Annotated in this window: 17 protein-coding genes; 6 read left to right on the top strand and 11 right to left on the bottom strand. The window is 40.3% G+C overall.

Annotated elements, in window-relative coordinates; all coding sequences use genetic code 11:
* Positions 1-117: 117 nt before the first annotated feature.
* Both HCR01_RS19885 and HCR01_RS19880 read right to left on the bottom strand, forming a co-directional pair.
* Positions 118-333, bottom strand: a complete 216-nt coding sequence (locus tag HCR01_RS19885; RefSeq protein WP_193197834.1) for a DUF2839 domain-containing protein — start codon at positions 331-333, stop codon at positions 118-120.
* A 236-nt stretch (positions 334-569) separates the two neighbouring features.
* Positions 570-2120 carry a helicase C-terminal domain-containing protein gene (locus HCR01_RS19880; RefSeq protein WP_193197833.1) on the bottom strand — a complete coding sequence of 517 codons (1551 nt, stop codon included), beginning with the start codon at positions 2118-2120 and terminating at the stop codon, positions 570-572.
* A gap of 129 nt (positions 2121-2249) precedes the next feature.
* Here HCR01_RS19880 and HCR01_RS19875 point away from each other — a divergent pair, with 129 nt between their 5' ends.
* Together HCR01_RS19875 and HCR01_RS19870 are read left to right on the top strand one after the other, a co-directional pair.
* Positions 2250-3212, top strand: a complete 963-nt coding sequence (locus tag HCR01_RS19875; RefSeq protein ID WP_193197832.1) for a M48 family metallopeptidase — start codon at positions 2250-2252, stop codon at positions 3210-3212.
* Between the two features lie 115 nt (positions 3213-3327).
* Positions 3328-3756 carry a hypothetical protein gene (locus HCR01_RS19870; RefSeq protein ID WP_193197831.1) on the top strand — a complete coding sequence of 143 codons (429 nt, stop codon included), beginning with the start codon at positions 3328-3330 and terminating at the stop codon, positions 3754-3756.
* Between the two features lie 204 nt (positions 3757-3960).
* Here the strand turns inward: HCR01_RS19870 and HCR01_RS19865 are convergent, their stop codons facing one another.
* A complete protein-coding gene (locus HCR01_RS19865; protein ID WP_193197830.1) occupies positions 3961-4518 on the bottom strand; it encodes a Uma2 family endonuclease in 558 nt (185 codons plus the stop codon).
* 148 nt (positions 4519-4666) lie between these two features.
* On the opposite strand from HCR01_RS19865, the gene lysS reads away from it, so the two are divergent.
* Positions 4667-6352: a lysine--tRNA ligase gene (gene lysS, locus HCR01_RS19860; RefSeq protein ID WP_193197829.1), complete on the top strand. Its 1686-nt coding sequence runs from the start codon at positions 4667-4669 to the stop codon at positions 6350-6352.
* Positions 6353-6533: 181 nt separating this feature from the next.
* Here lysS and HCR01_RS19855 read toward each other — a convergent pair whose 3' ends face one another.
* Positions 6534-7127, bottom strand: a complete 594-nt coding sequence (locus HCR01_RS19855) for a glyoxalase-like domain protein (RefSeq protein WP_193197828.1) — start codon at positions 7125-7127, stop codon at positions 6534-6536.
* 197 nt (positions 7128-7324) lie between these two features.
* On the opposite strand from HCR01_RS19855, the gene HCR01_RS19850 reads away from it, so the two are divergent.
* Together HCR01_RS19850 and HCR01_RS19845 are read left to right on the top strand one after the other, a co-directional pair.
* On the top strand, positions 7325-7954 hold the full coding sequence (locus HCR01_RS19850) for a sigma-70 family RNA polymerase sigma factor (RefSeq protein WP_193197827.1): 630 nt from the start codon (positions 7325-7327) through the stop codon (positions 7952-7954).
* Between the two features lie 98 nt (positions 7955-8052).
* The gene (locus tag HCR01_RS19845; RefSeq protein ID WP_193197826.1) at positions 8053-9180 is read left to right on the top strand and encodes a tetratricopeptide repeat protein; all 1128 of its coding nucleotides are present in this window, start codon (positions 8053-8055) and stop codon (positions 9178-9180) included.
* A 64-nt stretch (positions 9181-9244) separates the two neighbouring features.
* Here HCR01_RS19845 and HCR01_RS19840 read toward each other — a convergent pair whose 3' ends face one another.
* The 3 genes from HCR01_RS19840 to HCR01_RS19830 all read right to left on the bottom strand — a co-directional run bounded on the left by HCR01_RS19840 (position 9245) and on the right by HCR01_RS19830 (position 12608).
* Positions 9245-10084, bottom strand: a complete 840-nt coding sequence (locus HCR01_RS19840) for a hypothetical protein (RefSeq protein WP_193197825.1) — start codon at positions 10082-10084, stop codon at positions 9245-9247.
* A gap of 310 nt (positions 10085-10394) precedes the next feature.
* Positions 10395-10877, bottom strand: coding sequence for a DUF2267 domain-containing protein (locus tag HCR01_RS19835; protein WP_162396899.1), 483 nt, complete (start codon positions 10875-10877; stop codon positions 10395-10397).
* 192 nt (positions 10878-11069) lie between these two features.
* Positions 11070-12608, bottom strand: a complete 1539-nt coding sequence (locus tag HCR01_RS19830) for a sensor histidine kinase (protein WP_193197824.1) — start codon at positions 12606-12608, stop codon at positions 11070-11072.
* Positions 12609-13086: 478 nt separating this feature from the next.
* Between HCR01_RS19830 and HCR01_RS19825 the strand changes: the two genes are divergently transcribed.
* Entirely contained in the window at positions 13087-16005 is a 2919-nt protein-coding gene (locus HCR01_RS19825; RefSeq protein WP_193197823.1) for a hypothetical protein, read from the top strand.
* Positions 16006-16063: 58 nt separating this feature from the next.
* Here the strand turns inward: HCR01_RS19825 and HCR01_RS19820 are convergent, their stop codons facing one another.
* From HCR01_RS19820 to HCR01_RS19805, 4 genes are all read right to left on the bottom strand, one after another.
* The gene (locus tag HCR01_RS19820; RefSeq protein ID WP_193197822.1) at positions 16064-16516 is read right to left on the bottom strand and encodes a hypothetical protein; all 453 of its coding nucleotides are present in this window, start codon (positions 16514-16516) and stop codon (positions 16064-16066) included.
* 581 nt (positions 16517-17097) lie between these two features.
* Positions 17098-17532, bottom strand: coding sequence for a hypothetical protein (locus HCR01_RS19815; protein ID WP_193197821.1), 435 nt, complete (start codon positions 17530-17532; stop codon positions 17098-17100).
* Positions 17533-18159: 627 nt separating this feature from the next.
* The gene (locus HCR01_RS19810; protein ID WP_193197820.1) at positions 18160-18789 is read right to left on the bottom strand and encodes a hypothetical protein; all 630 of its coding nucleotides are present in this window, start codon (positions 18787-18789) and stop codon (positions 18160-18162) included.
* Positions 18790-19171: 382 nt separating this feature from the next.
* Positions 19172-19603: a hypothetical protein gene (locus HCR01_RS19805; protein WP_193197819.1), complete on the bottom strand. Its 432-nt coding sequence runs from the start codon at positions 19601-19603 to the stop codon at positions 19172-19174.
* Positions 19604-19614: the final 11 nt, after the last annotated feature.

Below are 19614 nucleotides of genomic sequence, written 5' to 3'. Positions count from 1 at the left end.
AATTAACAACTAACTTTCACTTTTGGTATTCTACACTCCCACCAATTTTTTGATGAAAGTCTATTTATGAACGGTTATACTTCTTCAGTGTAACCATTCATAAAACTATATAAATACTTATAAGACTACTTGCCACCAACCAAAAGCTGGGCCGATAAAACGGATAGTCACCCATGCAACAACCATAATACCAATACCTATCCAGGCACCGCGAGTAGTCCAAGCGACAAATAATTCACCTTGAGTTTTGGTGATGGGAACCCAAGGTAAGATCCGAGTATCTTGACCGTATTTCTCTCCAAGTGTGGTTTTACGACGTTTTGCTTCACCCATAATCAGCAATTCAAAATTTAAAATTCAATGTAGGTTCTAGGTTCATACTGGCAGATTTATTACTTGCACAACAGCAATTGTAAATTTTACTGCTAATGCAAATAGAAAATGTGGCAGTTGATGAAACTTGGAATGTTCTGCTCAAACTGATAATAGCGCTTGCTATGAGATGATCGCGCTTCGGTTGACAAAACGTAAATAGTCAGTACAAGAGAATAAATAACTGTCAACTTACCTTACGCCGAATTTTCTTCACTAGTATTAGAAAACAGACTTGGGTCAAGATAGTTAATCCGTGCTAAAGGACTTAGAGCAGCAAGAATTTGAGCGCCGTAACTACGGTTAACCACGCGACTATCAAGTAAAGCAACGATACCTTGATTTTCTCGTACTGGCGCGATCGCGCGTTGCAATTCATTCAAAGCAGCTGGTAACAAGAATAAACGAAACCAGTCCTGATGCGATCGCTTATAGTGAGCTACCCTACCAGCTACAAGAGGATTTTCCAAAGATGGCAAGGGTAAAGTAGCAATGATTAACAGCTGGGGTGCAGGCAAGACTGTTTGATGTTCTCGCCAAAATTCCCAACCACTGACCAAAATACCATTCTCGTCCAAACAAGTTTTTTCCACCTGCACCCGCGAACCAAACTCTGAAGCCAGAATTGCCCCTACTTGAGACTTGAGTGGCACATCTCCCACTAACACAACCGTCAATCCTGGCGATGTAGCACTTAGGCAAACCAGTGTACGGACTTTGTGAATAAATGCGGCTTGAAATTCTGGCGTGTTAGGTAAAGGCAACTTATAGGGTACATACAGTTGAATTGCTTCCGCTTGGCTATCCGAGGAAAACTTTAAGCAAGTTAAATCGTCCAAACCCAAGCGCTGGCAAAAAAGAGGAGCCTCTGTTTCTGATTCTAAGGCGCTGCCAATTAAAACTACAGGTTGCCGCTGCCAAATGGGTGAAAGTATTTCCGCTAATTCAATTGGGGCGTAGTGCAAAGAAAATAAACCTTGACGACGGGCAATAGTCGCCCAGAGAAGGGGAGATGAGGGAGAAAGATTTTCATTAAAGCTTTGAAATTGCTGCCAGAACTGTTTCCAGACATCAGGGATATTGGCTGATTCCAATACTGAATAAAGATGGCTTAAAATCTCGGCTTCTGGTTGAGAAATCAGATAGCATTCATAAGGATTAGCAGGATGCTGGAACAGTTCGTGTGTCAGTTGCACTCGTGCAGAGCGAATTGCTTCAGCTTGGCTTGGACAAGCGAGCATAAGTTGATCCCAGTCATGCGGTTGAATAGATTGAGTCAGCTGATGACGCACCCAATCTTCCAGATCATCCACTCCATCAATTATTGTGGGAATACCATGAGGAAAACGATCGCGATCATTCAACTGACCTCTTAACCAAGCTTCTGGAGTGGTCAACAACAGTCCTTGGAACTCGCTACCTGGCCAGGTGTCACCTGTCCTGATTGGCTTGTTGGCTGGTAGCCACTGCTGTAGCCGAGGAATTTCCACTTGTAGCAGACGTTGCTGTACTATTTCTGGGGCAACAATAATTACAGGCCCATGCCACATCAATGCTGATGCAACAAAACTAGTGCGATAGCGCCCTTGATACCCACAAACTGCCCCTACTTGGATTAAGGCGCTACGTCCTAAGCGCAAGGCGCGTGCTACCAACCGTGCCATCGTCAAATGATGGGGCCAGGAAGGGAAACCCGCCTGCGATCGCAAAAAGTTATGTAGTGACAAATGAACTTCTGCCTCAATCACACGCTTTTAATCCCATACAAAGTGATTTTTACTTACAAAGCCCCATTTCTATTATCTTGTCATTAGTCATTTGTCCCTTGTAAAACCAATGACTAATGACCAATCACCAATCACCAATCCCCCTGAATTATGCCAACTTACACAGGAATTTCCAGCGAAGCCTTCAGGCATCCACTGGATCGCCAAGCCGAGCAAGCTTTACGAAACTTACCAGGATTTGATTTAATCGCTCGTAAATTCGTGGAATTTGTCTACGAACGCCCTCAATTAGTCTATCTAATGGGCAACACCATCCAAGTCGGGCCGCGCCAATATTCCACTATTTACCAGATGTTTCGGGAATGTGTGCGGGATTTGGATATTTATCCAGAGCCTACACTATTTGTCTCACAAGATCCCCAAGCAAATAGCTATGCATTGGGGCAAGAGAATCCTTACATAGTCATAAATACAGGGATACTAGACTTACTAGACGAAGCCGAGATTCGGGTGGTACTAGCCCATGAACTGGGGCACATTAAATGTGGTCATACTATTTTAATTCAAATGGCGATGTGGGCGATGAGTGCTGCATCTGCCTTAGGTGAATTAACCTTTGGCATAGGAAACTTTCTTAGTCAAGGGTTGATTTATGCCTTTTTTGAATGGCGGCGGAAAGCCGAGTTATCTTCAGATCGCGCTGCACTGTTAGTGATGGATGATTTGAACCCAGTGATGTCTTCGATGATGAAAGTTGCTGGTGGTAGTATCAAATATGCCCATGAATGCAGTTTACAGGAGTTTATTCGTCAGTCAGAAAGTTATCAAGCACTGGATGAAGATGGACTGAATCAAGTGTATAAATTCTTAATGTATAGTGGCGTGCAAGGAACGATGCTGAGCCATCCTTTTGCTGTGGAACGCTTGCACTATTTACGGCAATGGGCAGTATCAGAAGAATATCAGCAAATTCGCCGAGGAAATTATCAGCGATCGCCTGCTTCCGGCTCAGTAAATGTTGCAGCCCAAACTAGTGAAAATGAAGCTGAAGCTTTACGCCGTAAAATTGAAGAATTACAACAAGAAATTGACAGAATGAAAAGATCACAGTAGTGCTAATTACTAAGTGCTGTTAGCAGTAGCGGGGTGTTTAGCCCGTCCTGATTTAGCTTTCTTCTACTCAGCACTATTTTTATGTGAAATTTATTATTTCATGAGTTAGTGCATTATGAAAATTAACTTGACAAAACGACTGTTTGTATTGGCTAATATTCTGGTTCTTACCCTTTTCCTGCCTAGAATTACTTTGGCTGCACCAGTTCAACTCCATACTAATTATGGTGATATTTTTGCCCAAGTTGCTAACCCTGTAACATACTCAGCCGCAACTGCCGATATAAACCTGACTCCGCAACAACGCCAACAACTCCAGGCTGTACGTCAACGTAGAAACAAAGAGATTAATGCAGTCTTAAGCTCTTCTCAACGTACCCAACTTGCTCAAAAACTGCGTTCTGGGAATAACTTCTATCAAGCATTAGAAACATTAAAGTTGCAACCAGACCAGCAAGATCTTGTAAATGCGATCATGCAATTTACTAACTTAAAGATGAAAGCAATCTTATCTCGATATTCGCTACAAGTAGGACAAAAATAAAGGTTGGAAATCTTTTGATGTAGATAAGTTCACATTTAGGCTTTTATACACCTGAATCTATTTAAATGTTTACAATTTGGTTTGTAGACAAGTGTCAAGTGCGCTAATGGTGCATGAACTTATCAGTAAGCTGAGAATTAAGCGGTTAACTTGAATTAGATGATATTTAAGCTATGAACAGTCAAACAAAATCCGTTTTGAAATTTAAGGAAACATTTGACTAATCTGGACTTCTATTTCTGGAAATGCAATCAAAGATAATGTTGCATTTTCTTTCAAAATAAATTCTTGATTGTAAACTTCCAAGCCAGGTTCACGGAAAACATAAACCTGACGCTGATTTACATCCAAAATCCAGTATTCAATAATTCCTGCTTTAGCATAGAGAGGCGCTTTTTGTTTACGATCTGTCTCTAGCGTCGTATCGGCTACCTCAATCAACGTAAAAACTTCATTGGGTGCAGGATGGTGGTCAATATACTTTCGGGGATTGATATGGACAACTGCAATATCTGGCTCAGGTTCCGAGTATTGGCTTAACCGAATGGGATCTTGTACCCGAACTAAGGCAACTTCCACTAGCAGGCGCTTGAGGTAGTCAGATGCACACAACGTTGTGGCTGCGTGGGGAGGATTTTTAGCACTCATGGGAATTACTTGCCCTTCAATCAGTTCCACACGCTCATAGGCTGCAATAATACCTGTCTCAAACATGCGGTGATATTCATCTATATTCCACAAGCGCACTCTAGTTTGTGTCATTGTGCATTTCCTTTAGCGGCGATGTCTGACGACAAGACGCTTTGCGTCTGTGCATGGCATTCTGAAAGTAGCCTGCAAAGCGTAAATATCTCTTACTGCCAACTTTTGCAGCATCTATAATTAATCTTGCCCTATTTAGTTCGTTACTATGTCGGAAGAAGATATCCGTGCCGCCAGGCTGGAAAAAGTAGACCAGCTTAAGCAGCTAGGAACCAATCCCTACGCCTATCGTTGGGAATCTACCCATCATGCAGCGCAATTGCAAGAACAATTTGCCGATTTACCCAATGGTGAAGAAGTTGATTTAGAAGTTGCCATTGCTGGACGCATTATGGCGCGTCGCGTTTTCGGTAAACTGGCTTTCTTCACCTTGCAAGATGAAACTGGCACAATTCAGCTTTATCTAGAGAAAAATCGCATCCAAGAAGGCATGACAGATATTGATGCCGATGCTTTTAATCATTTGAAACAACTCACAGATGCCGGCGACATCCTGGGAGCAAAAGGTACTATCAAACGGACTGAAAAGGGCGAGTTATCTGTCTACGTCAAACAATACACCATCCTCACGAAATCCCTTTTGCCCCTACCCGACAAGTGGCATGGGTTGACAGATGTTGCCAAGCGCTACCGTCAGCGCTACGTTGACTTGATTGTTAACCCGGAAGTGCGGCAAACTTTCCGCCGTCGTGCCCAAATTACTGCCGGTATTCGCCGTTATTTAGAACAGCGGGATTTTCTAGAAATTGAAACGCCAGTTTTGCAAAGTGAAGCTGGGGGTGCAGATGCACGTCCATTCACCACCTACCACAACACCCTAGAAATGGAGTTGTATTTGCGAATTGCCACAGAACTCCATCTCAAACGGTTGATTGTGGGTGGTTTTGAAAAGGTATTTGAGTTAGGTAGAATTTTCCGCAATGAGGGAATTTCGACTCGCCATAATCCTGAATTTACAACGATTGAAGTTTACCAAGCCTACGCTGACTACAACGATATGATGGCGTTGACAGAAGGGATTATTACCACTGTCGCCCAAGAGGTACTCGGTACACTGCAAATTACCTACCAAGGGGAACCTATAGATTTGACACCACCTTGGCGTCGGGTAACAATGCACGATTTAGTTAAAGAAATTACGGGCTTAGATTTTAATTCTTTCCAAACTTTGGAAGAAGCTAAGGTAGCAAGTAAAAATGCTGGACTTGAAGCTATAGAAGATGTGCAATCGATTGGCAAACTCTTAAATGAAGCTTTTGAGCAAAAGGTAGAAGCCAATTTAATTCAACCTACCTTTGTAATTGACTATCCTGTAGAAATTTCGCCTTTAGCAAAGCCTCACCGCTATAAGCCTGGCTTGGTGGAACGATTTGAGTTATTTATAGTAGGGCGCGAGACTGCTAACAGCTTCTCAGAACTTACCGATCCCATCGACCAAAGAGAACGCCTAGAAGCACAAGCCCAGAGAAAAGCCGCTGGTGATTTAGAAGCGCAGGGCGTAGATGAGGATTTTCTGACTGCCCTTGAGTATGGAATGCCACCTACAGGTGGTTTAGGTATTGGGATTGATCGGTTAGTAATGTTATTAACTGATTGTGCCAGTATTCGGGATGCGATCGCCTTCCCATTACTCAAGCCTGAAGGCAGCGTGATTAAGGAATTTAGCTACGATCCAAAAACTCAAACACTAACTATTGAATTTGATAGTGGAAGTGTTTACGAGTATTTCAAAGTACCTCATAGTGTCAAGGAAGACTTAGACAATGCACCGTCTAGAGGTCAATACTTTAACAAGTTGATTAAAGGGAAATTTAAATTTGAACAATTGAGTTGAGGCAATAAGTAGTGGCGTGACATAGCTAAAATAGTGCGTTTATCTATGTTGAGTTGAGCAACGCGAAACCCAACCTACAATTTTTTTGCAACATTTAAGGCTTGTCACGCCAGTAGAACAAACAAAGATATAGGGTGCATTAAGCAAAGCCTTAACACACCCTACTTTTAATGACTAATAACTAATTTGCAACTTCAGCCAGTTCAATAACGCGCCCTTCATAATCCTTAACCAAAAAATTTAGGGGTTTCTGGTTGCGAATCTTGAACTTCAAGCCGCGTGTTTCAACTCGCATTAAAATCATTTCCAAGCAGTCACGGTCAAAACAAACGTGGCGTTGTTGATTTTTGTTGCCTAAACTAGCGCCAGTAATAACGTGTAGCTGGATGTTTTTCTTTAATTGATACCACAGCCCATCGTTAGCATTATTCATCATCCTGCCTGACATGGTAGGACTTGCGGACATATAAAGTGGATCGATCCCAGTTGCGCCTAGAGTTTGTTCGTAGTTGTAGTAGTAGTGCAAAGGCACATCTGCTGCTGGTAAATCTAGCAGACCTTCATACAGCTGTCGTGCAATCTCCAAATCTGACACCATAACGGTGTGTACTTTCGGGGCACTAGTAAGAAACATCCACATTGCGCCAGCATACGCCGCCAGCAGTATTACCATAATGCCTTGGGTGGAAAACAGGCTATCCAAGGGCAGGGAAGGCAAAAAAGAGCCTATAACAGGATTGAACAGGAACGATATCACACTAACTGCTATAACCATGAACAAATCAAGGATTGTATAAGGGAGTCGCTTTTTATGATTGTCGATTCAGACTAAAATTAAGTCTTTGTTTTTAGTTTATCAATACTCAACTGATGTGAGTCTCAGCTACAAACTGAGCAATACCAAGTATTATGCGTTTAACTACGAGGCTATGAGTCTCAAAGATATTTTAACAACTATCAACCGAAAGGCTTGTGCAAATTCCTCATTTTCCTGAAGCTAATCACCCACTAGTTAAGTCGCTGTTTCATCACAGTGACCATGAATTGCTGACCCTGTTTCAGCGCTATCCAGAGGCAGGAAAGTACTTTACAGTGATTTTTTGCCGCTATAGTCCGATAGTGTACACCTTGATTCGGCATTCGGCCCGATCGCCTGTGCAAGCAGATTATCTGTTTGCTCTGACTTGGCGTCATATCTACTACGAACTCGGTGGACTAAATTTAACCAACGCTGAATCAGGCGAAGAAGCCTTAACCATGCAAAATTGGTTGATCAATATGACAGCTTTCTGTATTAACGAGATTAAAATACCACCCACAGAAGCAATTCATTATTCTCTCCAGGCGACTTCTCCACCACTATGGTGCTATGTAGAACAAGCATTAGACCAACTAAAACCAGTTTTGCGATTAATCGTGTTGATGGCTCAGACTTTCCACTGGAGCGAAACTAGAATCGCTGCTTATCTGCAAGCCGAAGGAGAAGCGATCGCCCCTATCGAAGTAGCCAATTTTCTTCAAGAAGGCTATCGTATGCTAGAAGACAAATTACCTGTAGATATCCGCGCTATTTACTTTAGCGATGATTTAAGTAAATCTTGATTTACGTACAAACGCGTATATTGATTGTCTTCAATTTAAAACATTAAAACTTCTTCTTAGACCTTCTACTTAAACCCGAAATTTCAGGGGTAAGTTTTATGAAACAACGGCATGTGCTAGGGGATAATATTTTGGATTTAAAGCCAACTCTTCACTCAAGACGCTATGGTTTATGGATTTTGGCTGTCACCCATGTCTTACGCCAGGTTGACAAATTTAAATTTTGCACTTTTTATTTACTGTTTACTTTCTTGCTTAGTCCCATAGCAGCGGGTGCAGTTGATATTACGCAACAACTCCATCGCCCTTTAAATAGTTCGGTTGGGCGACAATCAAGAGATGAAGCAGACAGCTTGCTACGTATCGCTGAACAACAATACGCTTTAGGATATGCTAATAAAACAATTGCGTCTTGCTTGCAGGCACGGGAAATATATCACTCAATTGGCGACCTAAAAGCACAAGGTCTAACTTATAATTTGCTTGCTAAGGCTTATGTCCAGCTAGGTAGTTTCAAAGAAGCGGATGATGCTTTACGACGAGGATTAGCGATCGCTCGTGATACTAAAGACTTTCAATCTCAGATTTTTGTGCTAAATAATATCGCTACATATTTACTGCAACAAGGGGAGTTTGCTGCTGCTGGCAAAACTATTGAGGAAGCACTTTCAATTGCTCATGATGTCAAAAATATTGAAGGAGAAGGGCTATCTTTGAGCAATTTAGGTTTAGTAACTGCCAGATTGGGAGATTATAACAAGGCGATTAAACTGTATGAAAATGCTTTAATTTTCCGCCGTCAAACTGGCGATGCTATCGGTGAAGCTAATACTCTGAATAATTTGGGTGATGCCTACTTAGCATCTGGAAATTATCAGGATACGATTGGCACTTATGGGGCAGCAATGCGGATAGCAAAAACTAAGAGCGATCGCACTAATCAATTACGATCAATTGATGGTTTAGTTACAGCTCACAGTGCTGTAGGACGCTATGAACGTGCCTTTGACTTATTAGAACAGCGCCTAGCACTTGCTAACGAATTAAAAAGTCTCCAGGAAGAATTAAGATCGTTTGAGTCTTATGCTCAGTTGTATGAGCAAATGGGTAATTATCCAACTGCCCGCAATTTTTATGAAAGGGCGATTACACTGGCTCGGAACTTAGAAGACAACAAGCGGGAAGTATTTTTGCTAGGTAAGCTGGCTAAAATTCAGAAGCGTTAAGGTGATTAAAAAAGCCTAGATTCCCGACTTTTTAGAAAAGTCGGGAATCTTTTTGTTTGTTTAACTAATTCAACAATACTGCACCATTTTGCTGAATCCGCATCGTACCTCTATCTTTACCTACGTCAGTTGCTTCGTTCAGTCTGAGTTCTAACATTCCTGGCTCCGAAGAAGGCTGAGGAATCGCTCTAAGTAGTCCGCCATCTTCCCGTTGAAATGTTACTGTTACTGGCGCATTTAGACCTTGCAACATCACATCTGACTTACCTTCTAGTGATCGCGGTGCTGTATCACCAATTACTTCGTAAGTTACATTAGCCGCAGTGTCATTTACTAACCTGACACTAACTCTACCATTCGCCAGTGCGATCGTAGTGCTGGGGGCTTGTTGTTGTTCGGGTGCTGGTGGTTGAGTTGTAGTCGGAACCTGTGGAGTTGAAACACTTTGTCCGGGTATTGACGATTGGGATGTAGGTGGACTAACTGAAACACCTTGTTCGGGTGATGGTGATTGGGTTCTAGTGGGAACCTGTGGAGTAATTGAAACACCTTGTTCGGGCGCTACTGGTTGAGTTGTAGTCGGAACCTGTGGAGTTGAAACACCTTGTTCTGGCGCTACTGGTTGAGTTGTAATCGGAACCTGTTGGCTTGGGACTGCTTGACTAGAAGTCCCTCCTTGTACTTCGCGTTGTTGAGTGAAAGCATTCGGAGGGCATCCCTGTGGCACTACAACCCGACTGTTATGTGGTTCTTCGTAGAAAATTCTTGGACAGGGGTTGACTCTGGGAGTCGATTGCTGTGCTACTGCTGCTTGAGGAGTTGCTGGCAAGCTCATTAGTAATCCTCCACAAATAGCGCCAAGTAACTCAGCCGATTTGCGTAACTTTAGATAATCTTTATTCATTTTTACCTCCTGGGAAAAATATTTTAACTTCATTTACATCATTTACACTGCTACACTTAACAGCAGTTAGAATTGGGCAGGAAAACCCATTTAGCTGTGCATGCTGTATTCAGATTTGATTGTTACTTAATAAATCTAAAATAAATAGTAATCTTAAAATTACCTAATAAATAAAATTTTTACCTCTTACTATAGATATGAAAGAACATGGCTTTTAAGTATATTTGTAAGCCGTAAGCAGCAGGTAAATAAATCAATAGTTATAGTTAAGAGTTAAGAAATATTTCCTAACTCCTAACTTTGAACTTTATTAAGCTTCTTCCCAAAGTTGACGAACTTTATCAGGCAACCAGCTAGCAATTTCTTGAATTCGTTCTGAGGATAACTCGTCTTTAGTGGCAGAAAAAACAGCCTTAACCACCTGTTCACGGTCTACATTTGGTGGCATTCCACCTTCATTTGCTACCCGAAACAAAAAGCGATCGCTATCAATTTTGAAGATACCAGGCCCTTGCCAAGGTGGACGTACTCGGCTCAGGAATCCCACAATCGGATTTGTATCGTGCCATAAATCTGCAATTTCCATTTGCAGCGATTTATCATCGGTTATTTCGGCTGGTTTGTGCAGTTCCTCTTCAACCCGGTCGGCAGCTTCGGTAGTCATCAAGTCGCGCATCACCCGGAATACTAATTCGGTTAAGTCTCTAGCATCGTAAAGATCTGCCAAACCACTCTTAGCCTTAACCTTTTCTAAAAAAGCCGTATCTTTTTCTTCTATGGGAACTGGTGGCATCTAAACCCTCCGAAATACTTTTATAAATGCGTCATGGGTAAAGAAAATTTCACCAAAAATAAACTAGCAGTAGCAATATAAAACTTTTAAAAGCTAGAATTATGGTTTAATTTCTCAACCTTTGCAATATAAATTAATATTTAAAACTAAACGTCTGCATCTATCACAGGAAACAATTATTAAATTAAAAATTTAAGACTCAAGAGTTATTGGTAAAGTGACAATAAATGTTGTGCCCTTACCAAGTGTGCTTTCTACTTGAATCTGACCTTGATGATGTTCGACAATAGCTTGAGCGATCGCTAATCCCAATCCTGAACCAGTAGCGCTTTGTGTAGCACTATTCTCAGTTTTATGAGTACGCGCCGGATCTACTCGATAAAAGCGGTCAAACAAGTGTGGTAAAGCCTCCGGTGGAATTCCAATCCCAGTATCACTGACTTTGATTTGCAATTGGGCACTGGTGTAACGTAGTCCAGACACCCGATTTATCCCCTCAATACGCGCCAATTCTACATTTACTCGTCCACCAGCAGGGGTGTAGCGCAAGGCATTACCAATCAAATTTGTAAATAGCCGCACCAGTTGATCCCAGTTACCTATAAATGTGAACCAATTCTCTAGCAATTCAAGACTGCTTTCTGAAGCGGGAGGATCAACTAACTTTAGAGAAAGGGTGATTGCTTGTTCAGCAGCTAACAGTTGTTGTTCTTCTACCACTTCTATCAGCAAAGCATCCAGCGGACAAGGTGAAAAGATATCTTTGGTAATACCACTATCTTGCCGTGCTAAGAATAGTAAGTCATTGACTAATTTACCTAAACGCTGTGTTAAGCGTTCCACCACCTTTAACTGTTGCCGATAGTGTAAAGAAATAGTGGCTTCTGTCTGTGCTTCCAAGTCAGCAAGGGCAACTTGCACATTAGTTTGAATTAAAGTAATGGGACTTCTGAGTTCGTGAGAAGCATCAGCGGTAAATTGTTTGAGACGTTGATAAGACTCGCCAACCGGTTCCATTGCTTTACCCGAAAGAAACCAGCCACTAGCAGCCACGGAAAGTACCATTAATCCAGTACCCAGTGCCAAATCAAATATCAACTGACGACTGGGTTTGGTGACTTCAAACCAGGGATGACTAACACGCAGATATCCCAATACATGCCGTCCGACTTCTACACGCTGTGTTACTTGTCGCAATAACAGGGCTGAGTCACCACTCATCGCCCCTGGCTTCTCCCCTGGGGAGAAGTTCAGATCGGTGGGTTCTGCCGATTTGACTTCTCCTTGAGTGCTGTTAACGTTAGCTCGTCCTGAGTTAGGAGTGAGAAGTTGCTCATTTCCCCCTGTCCCCCTCTCTTGCTTAACTACGCGCACAGTTTCACCAGCAGGGTTGAAATGAATGGGAATATTTAAAGGTTCTGATAGTGTTGACCAAAGTAATTCACCAGTTGGACTGAACCATTCTAGGTCGATGTGATCATCTTCTACAGTGTCAGCGTTATTACGAAAACTGGCTTCTACATTTATGCGGAATTTATCAACATCGGAATTAATTGACTCGATAACGAGCGATCGCTCTACTATTTCCACTACATGGTTTAGGGTATCGTCAATCCGCTCAATCAGTGTACTACGGACATATAAATAAACACCACTGGCAAACAGTAGTAGTAGTACGGCAGTGACGGCAGTATACCAAAGAGCAAGGCGGCGACGCGTAGCTTGAAACATACTTTTTTACTCCACTTTTTTCACTCAACATAGCTGTACTAAGTATTTATATGGTTAAATTAGAGCTTTCTTGTTTAACTTCAGTGATATTACTGAGGATAAAATTAGACTCAAGAATTACACTCTTGTTGCAGTGAATTTGCTTAAGACTGTTTGACTCTTTACAGCTAGGTTACAAAAGTCTGTTTTCTTCAGTTACCTATATCAAGATTGGCGAGATGACTGCTTAGTGTATGAAAGCAAACAGTAAACACTGATTTTTTAACATCAAAGTAATAGCTTATATCTGATAGCTACCAATTTTGTTTTGCAAACAAAATTGGTGGTCAAATTTAGCTGTTTAATTTGAATTTACTCCTCTTAGATATGTCTGAATTTGAACTAGAAGTTATCTGGTTAACTTTGTCAAGCAAAATATTATTTATTTTATGGAAAACAGCAAGGTTTTGGTTAAATTGATTACTGGCATATACTACTGATGAAAATTACAATAAATATCCGAATTATTTTATTCTGGCTGCTCTTACCTACTATTTTAACAAAATCTATATTGAATGAATCATTTGCGATCGCCTTAGAATTAGACAATCAGAACAGTATTAGCTTAATTATAAATTCCGGTGAAAATTTCCAACCAGCTTCTACTATAGAAAAAAAATTGTATGAATTAGAAAAATCTCAAAGCCAAGCACTGTTAAAACAGCATTTAAAAAATGCTAAATCTAATTCACAACAAACAGAACAGTTACCGAAACTCATAATAGCTGAGGTTATTCCAATTGAAGATTTTAAGGTACAACCTCCCAAACCACCTGAGCAAGGTGAGGATGAGCCTGAACCAGATACAACTAAACCATCAAATTTGAATGAAAGAAGACCATATACACAAACGCAAGAGATACTAATACAAAAACTACGCCAATCTAAAAAGCAACAACAAGAAAAGCAAAAAAAAATTATTCTTGATGCCCTGACATCTAGTGCTAATAGATATTCTTGGATTGTTAATCCAACAGATAATATTACTTTTAATGCTCAATTGTTTAAGCCAAACGAAAACGAAAACTATGTAGATACAAATATCAGTGTTAGAGATTCACAAGATAGTCAGATTATTGATAAATTTACTTATGCCAATTTTTCTAAAAATGACCAGTTTTACTGGGTTACCAGTAACAATAGGCTAGTATTTGATACTAAAGGCTCGCAAGCAGGTATCCTTTATCAAGGAAGACAAACTGACACTTATATCACTCAAAATGTTACATCATCGCAAGCATTTTGGGGATTGCAAACTCTCGTCAGTTTGCCTCCTGATTTTGAAGCTTTAAATGGGGAAGCTAATAATAATGAGTTGTCCCTAATCTCAGTAGCAGGACAGGTGATTAATCCTGAAGGCGTACCTGCTGGTAGGGTTGTGATTAATAGTGGTGTTGATTTGGAAAGTGCTAACGTCACAGTTTTAGAAAATCGTACACCAATTATTGGTAGCGGCTCAACTTATAGTCCTGATGGTGGTGGAGCTTTATTCCAAGCGTTAGATGCTAGCAATACCCCCCAAATTATCCAAGGCTTTCCTACAATTGACTTGAAACCTCTCCTAGATGAAGGCAATATTAGACTTCGAGAAGGAGAAATCATCCCTAATAACGTTCTAGAAGCAGCTGGCATTTTCTGGGGAGATATTATAACTGGAGAAGGTTTTGGTTTTTCGGCTCCGGTTACTTCAGCACCAGGTATTAAAGTTGCCCAACGTAGCAAATTCGATAACTTCGATTTATTAAATATAGCAGTCAATCCTTTCCTTTCTCAAACTGAGAGAGACTTACATTATCTTAATTCTTTATTTTGGGTATCTTTTGGAAAAAGGACGCCCACATCTGAAACTCTATCTGAGGAACAAGATAGTTCTAATTGGTATAGATTCTACGTCAGCTATCCCCATAATCGTAGTATTATTCAATACGATTCTGTAAAAATTAGTGCTACTTATTCTAATATTTTTGCTGCTCCAGGTTTATCCATAACGGCTAATTTAAACGATGTTAGTATTGATTATAAGCAAACCATTAATTCCACATTAGGCATGGCACTAGGTGGAATTTTTGAAGCAATTCAAATCGAACAAATTGACCAAAGCTTAGTACAAGCACGCCAAGAATTTGAGAATGGAGAAGGTTTTGCCCCTTTAAAAACAACTGCAACACCTTTTCAAAGACGACAAATAAATCAAAGACTTAATCGTACTTTAGCCTATGCCAATTCAGCTAGTGGTTTAGCACAAGTATCAGGAACTTTCACACTACCAAGTAAAATTAATCCCAACGAATCAAGCATTTTACAAGTGAGAACTGGAAATCATAGACGAGCAGTTCAGTTTCTAGAAAGAGATATTGAACTTTTAGATCCAGGTGATACTTACTTTTCTGATCTCAGTCTTTCTAATGAAAAATTTGGCCCACTGACTTTCGCTGGAATTGCAGTTCCTCTTGATAATACTTCTATTAGCCCAATTAATGAAGCTTCTGCTGCACAAATTATTTTAACTGATTCTCAGGGCAGGCAATTTGTACAGAGTTTTAGTTCAAACGATAATACTGTAGTACCGCTTAACGTTCGGACATTTGATTTAGCATTCGATTATATGGAACTCACCAGAGTTGATAAAATAGGCACTAGCTTTAAAGGATTTTCTGGTGAGCTATTGTTACCTACAATTGAATTATTAACAGCAGGTTCTTCTGGTGATTTTAACTATAGTGCTAACTTAGGAACTTGGTTCAATATAGATGCAAACTCAGCCCCAGGTGTTTCTAACAATAATCTAGGACTAGAAGAACCAACTATTGGTATTTATACTAATATTTTGCTTAACTATATTAAAACCTATGTACAGTTCGACTCAGCAAAAAAACCTGTAGCTATTGATAATCATGTACCATTCTTGAAAATTACCTGGAATAGCGCCTCTAGTAGAAATAATCCTTTTACTACTTTCCTTAGCTACTTCTTTGAACATCAGGAGAAGAAATTTGGCTATTCTTTAGCTCCTGGCATAGCATTTGTTCAAGATAATAGCAATGGAGAATTACTAGTCCTTTTTAATGGACAGTTTAGTACTAGTAGTGGTTTAAATTTGAAAACAAGTTTCGAGATAGGTAAAGAAACTTTCTTTGAAATACAAGGTTTACATAGAGTAATTTCAAACTTTTCTCTTGGAACTTATATCAAAAATTACAGTGTGGGCAATAGAGGTTTGAATAATAGAGTTTCTGGTTTCAACTACGGGGGTATTTTAAAGTATAACTTCCCTGACAATAATGTTTTCCTAGAAACCAGAATTGGTACAGGTGATAGCGGATTTGAACTTCAGCTTCAAGGTGGTTATCGACTTTAATTTTATTAACATAGATGCCCCTGGTGTCGTAGATGATCAATCGCATAGAGTAGCTAGTCTACTCCATAGCCCCTGATAAGCCTTGAACTCCATTACCCGCCTGAATGAGAGCTGCTGCATCTTCAAGTTCGTTTACATTTTTTACTGCCTCCACTGTTTGTCCTGTTACAGAAACAAATGGGTTAGTATCAATGGTTGCAGTACTTGCAGGTGTTCCCGCAGAAATAGAAAGAGATTTTATACTTTCGTTACTTGTGCCTAAATTGGTAAAGATAGGTGTAACTATTAAAGTAGGATTACTTCCTGAGTTGAAATACATACCTTCAGGTAAGAACAGTTCACCACTCAAGCTTTGATAAGCACCAGAAGGTCTAACTATTGTAACAGCACCACGAGCAACAGCTTGTTCCGCATTTGCTGGCGCTACCCAGAAATTACTCACACCTACTAAGCTTAACAGGCAGGCACTTCCTTTGATTGTTATAGATAATTGGCTAAATAGTTTATTCATGATTTATGAACTCTTGATGTTTTTTGGTTTTACGCGATGTACGACTTTTTCTAAAGTGTTATTAACTTCACAATGACAGCATTAAAGTTAGACATCGCGTGGTTTTGTATTTGTAATATAATCATGACTTTTAAGAAGGATTTGAGTAATACGCTACTGAAATTTTTTGTAGTATTAAATATGACTTAATAAACTCAAGTAATTCAATAACAAAAAAACCGGGTTCCTGAACAGGAAACCGGGTTTTTAGATATTTATTTTTATCTGGCTAATGATAATTGCTTAAAATAAATAAAAATATTATACTAATCTTCTCTCTCCGTAATGCTTACAACCATTTTTAGATTTATAAACTACAGTCAAGGTAGACAGTGATTGTAGTAGTCTGTCAAGCTAGTTTTGAAGGTTTGTAGTAAGGACTTTAGTGCTTTAAAAGAAGGACTAAAGTCCTTACTACGAACTTGCTCACCCATCAATATCAAACTTGACTAAATAATAGTTTATTAATGTGAACAAAAAACAGACTCCCAACTTCTCGAAAAAGTTAGGAGTCTTGTTGTTCAAGTATATAGAAATTCAGTTTATTCTAAACCGTCAACGCCAGCAGCAGCTTTGATGATTGCCGATGCATCGTCAATAGTTACAGCGTTAACACCAGGGGTAGTATTAGCACCTCTAAGAATAGCTACAACAGCAGCAGATAGTGATCCTGGTGTACCTGTACTTGCATTTCCACCTGCATTGAAGGATAGACTGCTTGCAGATTGACTGGTTGTTCCTGGATTGGTATAAACAGGTGTAACTGTTAAAGTTGCGCCGGATGGCCCTGTGAAATAATAACCATCAGGCAAAAGCACCTCACCACTGATGCTTTCTGTAAGAGAACTAGGTCTAGTAACTGAGACAGCAGCACGAGCAGCTGCTTGGTCTGCATTTGCAGGGGCCACTAAGAAGTTACTAGCACCAACCAAACCTAACAGACCAATACTACCTTTAAGAATTGCAGATACTTTCATGATTAACAATTTCTCCGTATTGTTTATCTTTGTGTTCTTAATATAACCTTCGTATTTGGGAGTGGTTTCAGTGGTAAGACTGAAGTTTCTCGGTGCGCAAGTAGTATAAAAATATATCGTACATGGACGATAAGATGTCAGACAGATGGTATTAAATAAAACTATTAATATGCAAAAAATATGTAGAAAAATGCGTAGTATTCCTGACGCTCTTTTCTACATATGTTTTATTCAACTGCAAGATTTAGCAGTTACTAATATATAGATAACCCGAACAATTTCTTGAACTCTAGAGGCATTAATCCTGATTCCAGCTTAACAAGAATAATTGTAGTAGCGCGACAAGCTTAATTTGTTGGGTTGAGTAATCATAGAATAGTTTCATTTTGGATTTTATAGTTTTTTGAACCCAACGTTTTAAGGCTGACGTGCTAGTAGGTTGGGTTGAATGGAGTGAAACCCAACAAAGGCTTGGAAACGTTGGGTTTCGTTCCTCAACCCAACCTACATAATTTAATTTTTTGGGCTTAACACCTGTATCTTGCCTTCTTGAATTAATCTACGCCTCTGATAGAAATTTTGTCGGATTTTTCTGGTGTCGTAAAAGTGTGCAGTGCAAAGCTCAGTCTATTCTAAGCCATCAGCACCAGCAGCGGTTTTGATGACAGCTGCCGCACCATCGATAGTTGGAGCTTTAACACCAGTATTATCACCTTGAAGTACGTCTACAACAACACCCGCAACTGTGCCTGCGCTACTCACTGCTGTCGGCGTACCAGCATTGAAGGATAAACCGTTTAGGGATTCGTTGGTTTTTCCTGCGTTAGTGTAAGTGGGTGTAACTTTTAACGTTGCACCGGGTATTCCAGGTATTTCAGAGGTTGCAGGCGATGCTCCTACTAACTCTACGGGAAAAAATGGCCCGGATGAGCCAGGTCGATAAAATTCTTCACCACCAATTATTGTGGTTGTGGCCCCAGGTGGTACAGGAGTAGAACCAGTACCGGGATCATAAAACTTAGTACCAGGATTTGCAGGCATTGCAGGGATTGTAGGAACTGCTGGTATTCCTTGAAAGTAATAACCAATAGGCGTAAGCACTTCACCAGCGAGGCTTTCGGTTACACCGCTGGGTCTGGTAACTGAAGCAGCAGACCGAGCAGCACCCTGACCTGCGTTTGCGGGTGCTATCAACAAATTACTAGCACCAACCAAACCTAACAGAGAAATACTTTTGATAATTGCAGAGACTTTCATGATTACAAGCTTCGTGTTTTGTGTATCTTTGCCTTATATAACCTTTACTTTGGGAATCGTCTCAGTATTTTAACTGTAGTTAATTTATTGCATGAATAAAATAGTAGGTTTGGTAGATGGTATTAGATAATGCCATGTGGAAAACATGTAGAAAAGATATGCAGTATTCCTACTGCCCTTTCCTACATGTGTCCTACTCAACTGCTAGATTTAGCAGTTGCTAGTTTGTAGATAACCCGGACAATTTTTTGAATTCTAGAGGCATTAACTATTATTCCAGCTTGAAATTTGTAATCTTGCCTTCTTTAGTTAATCTACGCCTCTTGTAGAAATTTTGCCCAGATTTTCATAGTGTGTAAACTTGTGTGGTGCAAAACCCAGTCTACTCTAGACCATCAGCGCCAGCAGCGGCTTTGATAATAGCTGCTGCATCGTCAATGGTTGCAGCGTTAACGTTACCAGTGTTGTCACCTTGGAGCATATCGATAACAACACCAGCAATTGTGCCTGAGCTGTTTGTAGCTACAGGTGTACCAGCATTGAAAGCTAAACCGTTTAAGGATTGATTGGTTGTTCCTGGGTTGTTATAACTAGGTGTAACTGTCAAAGTGTTGCCACCTGTACCGTTGAAATAATAACCAGTGGGCAGTAGCACTTCACCACTGAGGCTTTCAGTAACACTACCGGGTCTGGTAACAGAAGCAGAAGCACGAGCAGCTGCTTGATCTGCATTTGCTTGCTCTGCCAACAAACCACCAGCACCAACCAAACCTAACAAACAAACGCTTCCTTTGAGAATTGCAGATACTTTCATGTTTACGAACT

The sequence above is a fragment of the Nostoc sp. MG11 genome, from assembly GCF_014904695.1.
In the GTDB taxonomy this organism is placed as follows: domain Bacteria; phylum Cyanobacteriota; class Cyanobacteriia; order Cyanobacteriales; family Nostocaceae; genus Komarekiella.
Note: the sequence above shows the minus strand (reverse complement) of the source record. Positions and strands in the feature narration are given on the sequence as shown.